We start from the raw sequence: 12,155 nt of genomic DNA, 5'->3' as shown, positions 1-12,155 counted from the left end.
TCAGCCGGCCGCGAAGAGCGCGACGAGCACGGCCACCACGACGAGCAGCAGCAGCGCGGCCGCGACGAGCAGCCACCGCCGGCCCGGTTCCCCCGGTGCCGCCGGGCGATCCACGGGGACGGCCGGCGGCACCGCGGGAACCGGGACCACGTCCGGCTCCCGCGGCACGGGCACCGCGACCACGTCCGGCTCCCGCGGCACGGGCACGGCGACCACGTCCGGCTCCCGCGGCGACGGCACGTCGACCGGGACCTCGACCGGCTCCGGGGCGGCGACGGGCTCCGGCGGCGCGACCGGCACGACGGGCTCCGGCGGCGCGACCGGCACGACGGGCTCCGGCGGCGCGACCGGCACGACGGGCTCCGGCGGCGCGGCGCGCATGGCGGCGCGGTCGGCGGCCTCGGCGCGGGCGATCAGCTTCGCGATGCGGATGCTGGCCGCGCGCAGCCGGGCGGCCTCCTTGGCGGTGAGCTTGCGCCCGGCGACGATGCCGCAGGCCCGGGCCACGGCCACGACGAGCACCGGGTCGGTGACGAGCCCGCGGTGTCCGGTGAACAGGGCCGCGATCGTGTCCCGGTCCGCGGCCACGCCGGGGGCCAGCCGGTGCGAGCGGATGACGTCGGCCAGGTGCCGGCGGGTGCTGTTGCTCCCCCGCTTCGGCCGGGCCCGGCCCCGCGGGCGCTTGCGACCGCCCCGGTTGCCGGCCCGCGCGGCCGCCGCCGCCAACGCCCCGACGAGCGACGCGACGGCCTCGTCGACCGCCTGCCACCACGGCGTGATCGTCTCCGCCAAGCCAACCCCTCCCCAACCGCGACACCCGATTGTGGCCTGTGCCGGCCACCGCCGGCCCGCGGGGCCGCGTCTTCGGTGCTTATGCCCGCGGACGACCGGCCATCACGGGGTTTGCCCCATTGTCGTCGGCGAGCTGCACGGCCTGTTCGCGGCCGGATTCGAGACCACCGCCCTGGCGCTGGTGTGGGCGATCCTGGCGCTCACCGGCCGGCCCGCCGGCGCCGGCGGCCCGGACCCGCTCGACGAGCTCGACCTCACCGACGACACCGTCATCGACACGGTGGTGAAGGAGTCGCAGCGGGTACTGCCGTCGGTGGCCGGCTCGCTGCCCCGCCGCGTCCAGCACGACGTGGAGATCGCCGGGTCGCCGCCGGTGCCCGCGGGCGCGCTGCTGGTCGCCTCCACCGTGGTCGAGCACCGCAACCCGGACGTCTACGCCGAGCCCGGCGCCTACCGCCCGCAGCGCTGGCTCGACGGCTCGGCCCAGCCGGGGCCGTACCAGTTCTTCCCGTTCGGCGTCGGCGCCCGCCGCTGCCTCGGCGCGGCCTTCGCCGACCTGCAGCTGCGCGTCACCCTCGCCGTGCTGGCCCGGGCCGGGCGCTGGCCGCGGCTGCTCACCACCCGCGTCGACCACCGCAACAAGTCGGGCGTGAACATGGCCCCGGCCGGGCGGATCATGGTCGAGGCGGGCGACGGCCGGGCCCGCCGCGCGCCGCTGACCGGCGCCGTCACCCGCCTGTGGCGGTCCTGAACCGCCGCCCCGGTCAGGGCGAGATGTCGATGTAGTCGCCCCAGCCGGCGGCGTAGTACTTGTAGTACGCATGCCCGTCCTGGGCCAGGGTGTAGGCCTCGGTCGTGCCGAACCGCGGGTTGTACAGCACCGACGGGCTGCCCGCGGTGGCGCCGCCGAGGTCGTTCCAGCCGGACCAGCCGCCCAGGTAGTAGACGTACTGCAGCGTGTTGTCCGGCGTGTGGACGTACACCTCGGTCGTGCCGTGGGTCGGGTTGTAGACGACGCCGGGCGGCTGGTCGAGCGCGCCGCCGAGGGTGTTCCAGCCGGACCAGCCGCCGAGGTAGTAGACGTAGGCGAGCTGGTCGCCGGTGGTGCGTAGGTACACCTCGGTGGTGCCGTACGTCGGGTTGTACAGCACCGACGGCGTGCCCTGCCCGGATCCGCCGAGGCCGGTCCAGTCCGACCAGCCGCCGAGGTAGTACCGGTAGGCCAGCCCGCCCGCGGTGGTCGCGTAGGCCTCGGTGGTGCCGTACTTCGGGTTGTACAGCAGGCCCGGGTCGCCGGTGAGGGCGCCGCCGAGGTCGTTCCAGCCGGACCAGCCGCCGGAGTAGTAGACGTAGGCGAGCGTGTTCGCGGAGGTGCGTACGTACACCTCGGTGGTGCCGTACTTCGGGTTGTAGAGCACCGCCGGGTCGCCGGCGAGGTCGCCGCCCAGGTCGATCCACGGCGACCAGCCGGCGGAGTAGTAGCGGTAGGCGAGGTGATTGTCGGCCATCCGGGCGTACACCTCGGTGGTGCCGAACCTCGGGTTGTAGAGCACCGCGGGGTCGCCGGCGAGGGTGCCGCCGAGGTCGGTCCAGTCCGACCAGTCCCCCGACCAGTAGGCGTAGATGAGATGGTCGGCGGCGTTCGAGCGGGCGTACACCTCGGTCGTGCCGAACCGCGGGTTGTACAGGCTCCGCGTCCGGCCCACCGGGCGCGGCGGATCGGCCTGGCGGACGAACAGCAGCCGGTTCGGCGTGCTCTGCCCGACAATCGGCCGGACCGCCGACCAGCGCAGCTTGCCGACGGTCGAGCCCTGCACCAGCGCGTCGCGGATCCGGGCCGGGCTGTAGTCCGGGTGGGCCTGCAGGATCAGCGCGGCCGCCCCGGCGACGTGCGGTGCGGCGAGGGACGTGCCGCCGCGCGACTGCAGGGCGGTGTCGGAGCCGATCCACGGGCCCGGGATGTCGATGCCCGGGGCGTAGAGGTCGACGCACGGGCCGTAGCCGGCGTAGTAGACCGGGTCGTCGTCCTGGCTCGACGACGACACGACGATCGCCTCGCGGATGTCGCTGGGCGTGGCGGCGCAGGCTTCGGGCGCGCTGTCCTCGTCGTAGCCGTCGCCGGCGGGGACGACCCAGGTCAGCCCGGATCCGATCGAGCGGCGCACGGCGGCGTCGATGAGGATGGTCGGGTCGCCGGTCGTGTCGAGGTTGACCACGGCGGGGTGCTGGGCGTGGGCGGTGACCCAGTCGATCCCGGCGACGATCTCGGAGACGAACCCGTTGCCGCTGCAGTCGAGCACGCGGACGGCGACGAGCTTGATCTGCTTCGCCACGCCCCAGTCGGTGCCGCCGATGGTGCCGGCGACGTGGGTGCCGTAGCCGTCGCAGTCGTCGCTGTTGTCCGGGTCGTTGCTGTTGTTGTCGTTGGCCGGGTTCGGGTAGTAATTGATCACCCGGTTGACGAAGTTGCGCCCGTAGGAGGCGCGGCCGCCGAAGTCCTGGTGGGTGATCCGCATGCCGGTGTCCAGCACGTAGGCGGTGATGTCCTGGGCCGTGTCCGGGTATTCGTAGGTGCCGTCGATGTTGCCCGGGTGGTTGTCGATCCGGTCCAGGTTCCACGGCGGGTAGCTCTGCGTGGCCTCGGCGCGCGGCGGCGGGGCGGCGCGGCGGGCGCGCACCAGGACGTTGCGTTCCACCCGGGCGACCTCGGGCGCGGCGGCGAGCTGCCGGGCGCGGGTCTCGTCGAGGCCGCCGATCGCGAACCCGTGCAGCGCGGAGGTGTACTGCTCGTGGACGGTGCCGCCGTACCGCCGCGTCAGGGCCGAGACGAGGTCCTGCGTGCTCTCGGCGCGCGGCGCGGCCGCCGAGTCCTTGAGCAGCACCACGTAGCCGCTCGCCTCCCCGGCCGGGCCGTAGACGGTGCCCTCGGCCGGCGCGGCGCCCGCCGAGCCGCCCGTTCCCGCGACGACGGCGGCCACGGCCGCGAGGACGCCAAGCTTGCCACCCATGAGCAATCACCCCACGCCACCGTTCAGTTACTCTACGCAACCTAGCAGGCGGGCGGGCACTGCACGGACAGTGAGCCTATATCGACAGTCGTTGACACCACGGAGGTGAAACTGTAAACAATGCTGACAGAGGAGGTCCGCCGATGCATCCCAGACTCGGCCGGGGCGCCCGGCCGGCACTACGCGCCGCCGCCCTGGCGGCCATCATCGCCGTCCCGTTCTACGCCTCCGCCACCACCAGCCCCGCGGGGGCCACCGTCAACCCCGCCCCGCCCGGCTTCAGCCTCACCTGGAGCGACGACTTCAACGGCCCGGCCGGCGGCGGCATCGACACCGGCCTGTGGCGCTACGACACCGGCCCCGGCAGCTCGTTCGGCACCGGCGAGATCGAGACCATGACCAGCAGCACCGCCAACGTCCACTACGACGGCAGCGGGCACCTGCTGCTCACCGCCCTGCACAGCGGCTCCGACCCCGGCTCCGGCTGGACCTCCGGGCGGGTCGAGACCCAGTCGGCCTCCTTCGGCGCCGACCCCGGCGGCGTGGTCCGCATCGAATCCATCCTGCAGCAGCCCAACGTCAACACCTCCAACGGCATGGGCTACTGGCCCGCCTTCTGGATGCTCGGCGCCCCGCTGCGCAACGGCGTGCCCTGGCCCGGCTCCGGCGAGATCGACGTCATGGAGGACATCAACGGCCGCAGCTCCGTCTTCAGCACCCTGCACTGCGGCGTCAACCCCAACGGCCCCTGCAACGAGAGCATCGGCCTCGGCAGCGGCGAACGGGCCTGCCCCGGCTGCCAGACCGGCTTCCACGACTACGCCGTCGAGATCGACCGGTCGGTCTCGCCCGAACAGATCCGCTTCTACCTCGACGGCAGCAACTTCTTCACCCTCTACGGCAACCAGGTCGACGCCACCACCTGGTCCAACGCCGTCGACCACCCGTTCTTCATCATCTACGACCTGGCCATCGGCGGCGGCTTCCCCAACGCCTACGGCGGCGGCCCCAACGCCGCCACCGTCTCCGGCGCCTCGCTCGTCATCGACTCCGTGGCCGTCTACAACAAGGGCCCGGGCGGCGGCGGTACCACCGCATCCGGCTACACCGTCGTCGGCCCGGCCGGCAAGTGCATGGACGTCGCCGGCGACGACACCGGCGGCAACGGCACCGCGGTCCAGCTCTGGGACTGCCAGTCCTGGGCCAGGGACCAGCACTGGCTGCTGAAGAACGGCGAGCTGCAGACCCTCGGCCGCTGCCTCGACGTCGTCAACGGCGCCACCGGCAACGGCGCCCAGGTCCAGCTGTGGGACTGCCACGGCGGACCCAACCAGAAGTGGGTCACCCGGCCCAACGGCACCCTCGTCAACGTCGGCTCCGGCCGCTGCCTCGACTCCCCCGGCGGCGCCACCGGCAACGGCACCCGGCTGCAGATCTGGGACTGCAACGGCAGCGGCGCCCAGACGTTTGCGTACAACGGCGGCGCCTCCAACATCATCGGCCCGGCCGGCAAGTGCGTGGACGTCAACGGCGACGACATCGGCGGCGACGGCGCCGCCGTGCAGCTGTGGGACTGCCAGGACCAGGCCCGGGACCAGAACTGGGCCTGGACCGGCAACTCGCTCACCACGATGGGCATGTGCCTGGACATCGCCGGCGGCGGCACCGCCAACGGCACCCAGCTGCAACTGCACAACTGCACCGGCAACCCGGCGCAGGTCTGGATCGCGGGCACCAACGGCACCCTGTCCAACCCGCAGTCCGGCCGCTGCCTCGACTCACCCGGCGGCAACACCGGCAACGGCACCCGGCTGCAGATCTGGGACTGCAACGGCAGCGGCGCACAGACCTTCGCCAAGGCCTGAGGACACCGTGCCGGGCTCGGGACGCCGACCCGGGCCCGGCACGGTCAGCCCCCGACAGGGTCGATCGCCGGCCAGACCTCGGCCATCATGCATACATGACCGGCGACGACGAGCTGACCTGGGCGCCCGACGGCGGAACACTGCTCTTCGACAGCCAGTTCCTCACCCTGGTGGTGATCCTCTTCCTCGCCACGGGCATCTCGACGTTCACGTTCGACCTGCGCACCATCGTCCCCGCCTACACGCTCTGCGCGCTCGTCGGCCTGTGGCTGCTCCGGCGGGAGCGACGCGCCGCCGCCGAGCTGCGCCTGAGCCCCGCCGGGCTGACCGTGCGCAGGTTCAGCGGCCGGACCCAGACCTATCCGCCCGGCTCGATCACGCGGGTCCACATCGTGCGCAAGGCCTTCGTCGACGACTCCGACCGGGAACGACCCGTGCACACCGCCCTCAAGCTCGTCGTGGCCGGCCGGACGGTCCAGACCCGGTTCTCCTCGCGGCCCCTGCCCGAGGCGTGGCGCCGGGCGCTCACCGGCAACGGCATCCGGATCACCGAGGAACAGCGCGTCGAGATCGATCCGGGTGACGACTTCGGCGACTGACCCCGTCAGGGGACGCGGGCGACCACGCCATAGAGCGACGCGTCGGCCAGCGGCGGGCGGTCCTCCTCCGGCACCGTCGGGCGCCACTGCGAGATCGGGACGATGCCCGGCTCGAGCAGCTCCAGGCCGGTGAAGAACCGGGCGACATCCTCCTTCGAGCGGGCCACCGCGTCCACCCGCAGCCGGCCCGCCCGGATCTCCGCCTCGGCGCGCTCGCGCTGCGCCCGCGGCACCAGGTCGCCCGTGCCGTGGCTCATCCCCACGTAGCTGCCCGACGGCAGCCCCGCCACCAGGGCGCCGACCGTCTCATACGGCTTGTCCTCGTCGAACAGGAAGTGCACGATCGCGATCAGCATCAGCGCGATCGGCCGGTCGAAGTCCAGCGTCCGGCGCAGCGTCTCGTGGTGCAGGATCGACGCCGGGCTGCGCAGATCCGCGTCGATGTAGGCGGTGGCGCCCTCCGGCGTGCTCGTCAGCAGCGCACGGGCGTGGGTCAGCACGATCGGGTCGTTGTCGACATACACGATCCGTGACGCCGGCGCGATCGACTGCGCCACCTCGTGCGTGTTGTCGGCGGTCGGGATGCCCGTGCCGATGTCGAGGAACTGGCGCACGCCCGCCTCGGCGGCCAGGAACCGCACCGCCCGCTGCAGGAAGGCCCGGTTCTCCCGGGCGGCCGTGCGGATCGCCGGATACACCGTCGCGATCGCATCACCCGACGCGCGGTCGGCGGCGAAGTTGTCCTTGCCGCCCAGCCAGTAGTTGTATCGACGGGCCGGATGGGGCGTGGTCGTGTCGATCCGGTCCGACCACTCGCCACCCTCCGTCATGGGTACGCATCGTAGAGCATCGACCCGTCAGCGCGTGAGTCGACCGAGGATCGCCGAGGCCAGGAACACCGCGACGGCGACCGATCCCACCAGTACCCCGAAATCGAGCAGGAGGTGGGCGGGCGTGCCGATCAGCAGGCCGCGCAGCGCGTCCACCTCGTAGCTGAGCGGATTGATGTGGTTGAGCACCCGCAGCCAGCCCGGCATCACCGACACCGGATAGAGCGCGTTCGACGCGAAGAACAGCGGCATCATGATCGCCTGACCGATGCCCATCATCCGGTCCCGCTTCAGCACCAGGCCGGCCAGCATGATCGACAGGCAGCAGAAGAACGCCGAACCGAGCACCAGCACCACCGCCGTGCCCAGCAGCTTGAGCGGATTGGCGGACAGCGCCACGCCGAGCACCGCGGCCAGCACCAGCACCACCACCGCCTGCACCAGCGCCCGCACCCCGGCCGCGAACGCCTTCCCGGCCACCAGCGCCGCCCGCGGCGTCGGCGTCACCATCAGCTTCGCGAGCACCCCCGCGTCGCGCTCCCAGATGATGTGGATGCCGTAGAAGATCGACACGAACAGCGCCGACTGGGCCAGGATGCCCGGCGCCAGAAAGTCCAGATACGGCACGTCACCGGTCGGGATCGCCCGCAGGTGCGTGAACGTCTGACCGAAAATGACCAGCCACAGCGCCGGCTGGATGGCCCGGGTGACCACCTCGGTCCGGTCCCGGCGCAGCTTCTGCAGCTCCACGAGGCACATCGCCCACACGCGGGTCAGCAGGACCCGCGCCGGGCCGACGGGCCGCGGCTCAGCCGAGGCGGCGTGCGGTGCGGCGAGCTGCACGGACATCGCTGAACCCTCCCGAGTCGAGATCATCGCCGGTGTACTCCCGGAAGACGTCGTCCAGACTTTCCCCGGCCGCGGAGGCGATCAGCTCCGCCGGGGTGCCGAGGGCCCGGATCCGGCCGCGGTGCATCAGCGCCACGCGGTCGCAGAACTCCTCGGCCTCCTCCATGTAGTGCGTGGTGACCAGCACGGTCATCCCGGTCTGGGCCCGCACCTGGGTGATGCGCTCCCACACCCCGGCCCGCGCCACCGGGTCCAGGCCGATCGTCGGCTCGTCGAGCACCAGCAGCCGCGGCGCGCTGACCAGCGCCTGGGCCAGCTCGAGCCGGCGGACCATGCCGCCGGAATACGTCGCGGCCGGGCGGTCCGCGGCGTCGGCCAGGCCCATCGCCTCGATCACGGCGTCGGCCCTGGCCTTGCGCTCGGCCCGCGGCACGTCGAAGAGCCGGGCGAACAGGGCGACGTTCTCGCGGCCGCTCAGCCCGGCGTCGGCGGACAGGGCCTGCGGGACGTAGCCGATCAGCCGGCGCACGGCCATGCGGTTGCGGCGCACGTCGTGGCCGAAGACGGCCGCCTCGCCCGCCTGGGGCGGCAGCAGCGTCGTGAGCACCCGGATCGTCGTGGTCTTGCCGGCCCCGTTGGGCCCGAGCAGGCCGAAGATCTCCGCGGGCTGGACGGTGAGCGACAGATCGTCGACGGCGACGGTCTCCTTGAAGCGGTGCCGCAACCCGCGAATCTCGACTGCCGGTGTCATCGGGCGGCTCCTTCGCGCTCGTCACGCTCTGTACTATTTCCTAGGAAACTAGGAAGAGAATCCCCCGCCGGCCGCTGACTTGCGGCGGTGACCGACGACGGCCCGGGCGGTGCTTCGTCCGCGGCTTTGCGGGTGCCCGGAGCCGCGACGGGACTCGGCGACGCGCCGGCGGCGTCCGAGGCCGCGGGGATGTCCATGGTGGTGAGGATGTCGGCGAGGCGGGACAGGGCCGGGATCGCGGCGGTCAGCTGCTCGCGGTCGGGCGGATCGAGGTGCGCCAGCGCGGCGGCCAGGTGCGACACCCGGGCCGCGCGCCAGGCCGACAGGCGGGACTGCGCGGCCGGGGTCAGGAACAGCCGGGCCGAGCGGCGATCGGCCGGATCGCGGTCGCGGCGCAGCAGGCCCAGCTCGGTGAGCTGGTTGACCAGCGTGCTGACCGAGTTGCCGGCCAGGTGCAAGCCCTGCGCCGCGGCGCCCACGCCGGTGCCGGGGGCCGCCTCCACCAGGCGCAGCAGCTCCACCTGGCTCGGGGTCAGCTCCGGGCGGACCGGGCCGCCGATCTGCTCCAGGCTGGCCCGCGTGCGCCGCCGCAGCACCCGGCGCACGCCGTTGAGCTGGGCGAACAGGGCGTCCGCGAGGGCCTGGTGATCCATACCCCCGAGAATACCTCCTTAGCAGAGCTAATGAGAAGTGAGCTCCAGCGCGTACCGGTCGCCGATCGGGCGGAAGCCCAGCCGGGCGTAGTAGGGGGCGACCATGCCGGGTGGGGTCAGGACCCGGCGGAAGCCGTGCGCGGTGAGCTGGCCGCTGCGGCGGAAGACGAACTCGCCGGGGGTCAGGTCGCGGTACCGGCCGGTCACGTAGTCGAGCTCGACCTGCGCCACCTCCGGGTCGTCCGGGTCGTGGCGCAGCACCAGCACGCCGACCACCTCGTCGCGGTTGAGGGTGAGGAAGGCCAGGCGCTCGTCGTCCTCGAAGCGGAAGTCGGGGTTGAACCGGGCGATGTCGGCCCAGTGCACCCGCAGCACGTGGGCCAGGAAGTTGTCGTCGGTCGCGACCTCCACCACCTGATACGCGCGCTCGTCGTGGCGGTCGCGCATCAGGGAGTACCACTTCCGGACATTGATGCCGGCCAGGGCGAGGCTGAGGCCGGCCAGGGGCCAGACCCGCACCGCCGCGGCGTAGCCGGCCAGGATCGCCCAGCCGGCCAGGTTGAGCAGCCGCAGGCGCAGCTGCCGGCGCTGGAACAGCGACCACACCAGCAGCGCCGCGCCGGCCCAGCCGATCAGGTCCAGCCGGTTCACCGGTCGTCCCGCCAGCCGCGGGTGTAGACGACGGCGAGCTTGGCGGCCAGCGCCCGCTCCAGGTCGATGCCCATCGTGTGGGCGGTGACGAACGCGGTGAGCACGACGTCGGCGAGCTCGGCCTCGATGTCGGAGAACGGGCCGGTGCGCCGGGCCATGCCGTAGTGGCGCCGCACGGCCCCGACCAGCTCGCCGGCCTCCTCGGCGAGGGCGAGCGTCTGGCGCAGGTGCGGCGCCTCGGTGAAGCCGGCCTCGGCCAGCTTCGCGGCCACGTCGGCGGCGACCGCGGGCAGATCGGCGAGCGTGAAGGGGTGGGTCTCGTCCACGATGCAAAGCATGCCGGAAACCCGCTGGCGCGACCCCGGCGCGGGGGCCCAGGATGGCCGCGTGGCGACGCGCGAGATCCAGGCCCTCTACACCACCGCGACGATCACGGTGTATCAGGCGTACAGCCCGGAGATCGCCCGCGCCGCGGTCGCCGCCGGGCGCTTCGTGCCGCCGTTCAAGCGGGATCGGATGACCTGGATCAAGCCGTCGTTCCTGTGGATGATGTACCGCAGCGGCTGGGCCGCCAAGCCCGGCCAGGAGCACGTCCTGGCGGTCGAGCTGCGGCGCGACGGGTTCGACGACGCGCTCGCGCGGGCGTGCCTGAGCCACTACGAGCCGCGGGTGCACGCCAGCCGCGCCGAGTGGGGACGGCGGCTGCGCGAGAGCCCGGTGCGGGTGCAGTGGGACCCCGAGCGCGACCTGCACCTGCGGCCCCTGCCGGAGCGGCGGTCGCTGCAGCTGGGGCTGTCCGGGGAGGCCGTGCGGCAGTACGTCGACGAGTGGACCGTCGGCATCACCGACGTCACCGCCCTGGCGCACCGGATCCACGCGGTGATGCGGGCCGGGGATGCCGACGCGGCGCGGGCGCTCCTGCCGGATGAACGTGAGTATTGACAGATATCTGTCAGTCAGGTTACCTATCGTTCAACCTTCGGCGGTTCCGTCCGCTCGCCGTCGGGAGACCCTCCTCCGAGTCTTCCTAGGAGCTGCCCGTGCTCAGGTACCGTCTCCCCCTCATCGCGGTCGTGACGGTGGCGCTGTCGCTGACCGCGACCGCCGCCTTCGCGATCACACGGTCCGGCACCGCCGCGCTCGCCGCCGGGCCGAGCGCGAGCCAGCTGCTGGCCCGCACCCAGACCTGCACCCAGGTGTCCAACGGCAAGTACGCCACCGACGACGGCGGTGCGGCCACGGTCGCGATCTGCAAGAGCGGCTCGGCCTACTTCTGGACCGCCGACATGGACATCGACTGCGACGGCATCGGCACGTCGCACTGCAACGCCGGCACCGACCCGTGGTACCAGCCGCAGACCTCGTTCACCACCTCGACCGGCGCGTACTTCACCTCCGACGTCACGCGCTACTACGTGGTGCCGCTACCCAGCTCCCGCTTCGACTACGGCGCCAACGGCATCCGGGCCGGGTCGGTGGCCGCGGTCGTCTACAACAACCAGGTCGCCTACGCGGTCTTCGCCGACGAGGGGCCGAACAACATCATCGGCGAGGGGTCGTACGCGCTCGCCGTCGCCCTCGGCATCGACCCGAATCCGGCGACCGGCGGCACGGCCGGGCCGGTCACGTTCATCGTGTTCCCCGGCTCGGTGCCCAGCCCCGTGGAGAACAACGCCGCGATCGACACCACCGGCGCCAACGCCGCCAACACCTGGCTCGGCACCGGCCCGACCTCCGGGCCGACCACCGGCGGCCCCACCGGCCCGGGCGGTTCGACCGGGCAGATCGTGGGCTACGGCAGCAAGTGCGTCGACGTCGCGGGCGCCAGTTCCGCCAACGGTGCGGCCGTGCAGCTCTACGACTGCAACGGCACCGCCGCCCAGCAGTGGACCCGGGCCACCGACGGCACGCTGCGGGCGCTGGGCAAGTGCATGGACGTGACCGGCGCGGGGACGGCGAACGGGACGAAGGTCCAGCTCTACGACTGCAACGGCACGAACGCGCAGAAGTGGACCCGCACCGGCCAGACCCTGGTCAACGTCGGCTCCGGCAAGTGCCTGGACGCCACCGGGCCGAGCTCGGCCAACGGCACCCGGCTGCAGATCTGGACCTGCGGCGGCGGCACGAACCAGAACTGGACGGTGCCCGCTTAGTTCG

General features: G+C 72.7%; 13 protein-coding genes. 5 read left to right on the top strand and 8 right to left on the bottom strand.

Annotation, left to right across the window (positions count from 1 at the left end; all coding sequences use genetic code 11):
- Positions 1-792 (bottom strand): hypothetical protein, encoded by a 792-nt coding sequence (locus tag ACQPXD_RS21245; protein WP_432841082.1) that lies wholly within the window; start codon positions 790-792, stop codon positions 1-3.
- Positions 793-973: 181 nt separating this feature from the next.
- On the opposite strand from ACQPXD_RS21245, the gene ACQPXD_RS21240 reads away from it, so the two are divergent.
- A complete protein-coding gene (locus tag ACQPXD_RS21240; RefSeq protein WP_432841080.1) occupies positions 974-1,543 on the top strand; it encodes a cytochrome P450 in 570 nt (189 codons plus the stop codon).
- A gap of 13 nt (positions 1,544-1,556) precedes the next feature.
- Here ACQPXD_RS21240 and ACQPXD_RS21235 read toward each other — a convergent pair whose 3' ends face one another.
- A complete protein-coding gene (locus tag ACQPXD_RS21235; protein WP_432841078.1) occupies positions 1,557-3,800 on the bottom strand; it encodes a S8 family serine peptidase in 2,244 nt (747 codons plus the stop codon).
- A gap of 143 nt (positions 3,801-3,943) precedes the next feature.
- Here ACQPXD_RS21235 and ACQPXD_RS21230 point away from each other — a divergent pair, with 143 nt between their 5' ends.
- Positions 3,944-5,665 (top strand): ricin-type beta-trefoil lectin domain protein, encoded by a 1,722-nt coding sequence (locus ACQPXD_RS21230; protein WP_432841076.1) that lies wholly within the window; start codon positions 3,944-3,946, stop codon positions 5,663-5,665.
- A 95-nt stretch (positions 5,666-5,760) separates the two neighbouring features.
- Entirely contained in the window at positions 5,761-6,264 is a 504-nt protein-coding gene (locus ACQPXD_RS21225) for a hypothetical protein (protein ID WP_432841074.1), read from the top strand.
- Positions 6,265-6,269: 5 nt separating this feature from the next.
- On the opposite strand, the gene ACQPXD_RS21220 is transcribed toward ACQPXD_RS21225, so the two are convergent.
- The 6 genes from ACQPXD_RS21220 to ACQPXD_RS21195 are packed head-to-tail and all read right to left on the bottom strand — an operon-like array spanning position 6,270 to position 10,324.
- Positions 6,270-7,094, bottom strand: coding sequence for an SAM-dependent methyltransferase (locus tag ACQPXD_RS21220; RefSeq protein WP_432841072.1), 825 nt, complete (start codon positions 7,092-7,094; stop codon positions 6,270-6,272).
- Positions 7,095-7,121: 27 nt separating this feature from the next.
- On the bottom strand, positions 7,122-7,943 hold the full coding sequence (locus ACQPXD_RS21215; protein WP_432841070.1) for an ABC transporter permease: 822 nt from the start codon (positions 7,941-7,943) through the stop codon (positions 7,122-7,124).
- Entirely contained in the window at positions 7,903-8,694 is a 792-nt protein-coding gene (locus ACQPXD_RS21210; RefSeq protein ID WP_432841068.1) for an ABC transporter ATP-binding protein, read from the bottom strand. Before ACQPXD_RS21210 ends, ACQPXD_RS21215 begins: the two co-directional genes overlap by 41 nt.
- Entirely contained in the window at positions 8,691-9,347 is a 657-nt protein-coding gene (locus tag ACQPXD_RS21205; RefSeq protein ID WP_432841066.1) for a MarR family winged helix-turn-helix transcriptional regulator, read from the bottom strand. The genes ACQPXD_RS21210 and ACQPXD_RS21205 overlap by 4 nt, the downstream gene beginning before the upstream one ends.
- 27 nt (positions 9,348-9,374) lie before the next feature.
- Entirely contained in the window at positions 9,375-9,998 is a 624-nt protein-coding gene (locus ACQPXD_RS21200) for a hypothetical protein (protein WP_432841064.1), read from the bottom strand.
- Positions 9,995-10,324: a MazG nucleotide pyrophosphohydrolase domain-containing protein gene (locus ACQPXD_RS21195; protein ID WP_432841062.1), complete on the bottom strand. Its 330-nt coding sequence runs from the start codon at positions 10,322-10,324 to the stop codon at positions 9,995-9,997. Before ACQPXD_RS21195 ends, ACQPXD_RS21200 begins: the two co-directional genes overlap by 4 nt.
- A gap of 10 nt (positions 10,325-10,334) precedes the next feature.
- Here ACQPXD_RS21195 and ACQPXD_RS21190 point away from each other — a divergent pair, with 10 nt between their 5' ends.
- Both ACQPXD_RS21190 and ACQPXD_RS21185 read left to right on the top strand, forming a co-directional pair.
- Positions 10,335-10,940: a DUF4291 domain-containing protein gene (locus ACQPXD_RS21190; protein ID WP_432841060.1), complete on the top strand. Its 606-nt coding sequence runs from the start codon at positions 10,335-10,337 to the stop codon at positions 10,938-10,940.
- Positions 10,941-11,038: 98 nt separating this feature from the next.
- Positions 11,039-12,151 carry a ricin-type beta-trefoil lectin domain protein gene (locus ACQPXD_RS21185; RefSeq protein WP_432841058.1) on the top strand — a complete coding sequence of 371 codons (1,113 nt, stop codon included), beginning with the start codon at positions 11,039-11,041 and terminating at the stop codon, positions 12,149-12,151.
- The last annotated feature ends 4 nt before the right edge of the window (positions 12,152-12,155 follow it).

Origin of the sequence: Dactylosporangium sp. CA-092794, from assembly GCF_050948465.1 — a bacterium.
Taxonomy (GTDB): domain Bacteria; phylum Actinomycetota; class Actinomycetes; order Mycobacteriales; family Micromonosporaceae; genus Dactylosporangium.
The sequence above is the reverse complement of the archived record's forward strand: the minus strand, read 5'-3'. Positions and strand labels throughout refer to the sequence as shown.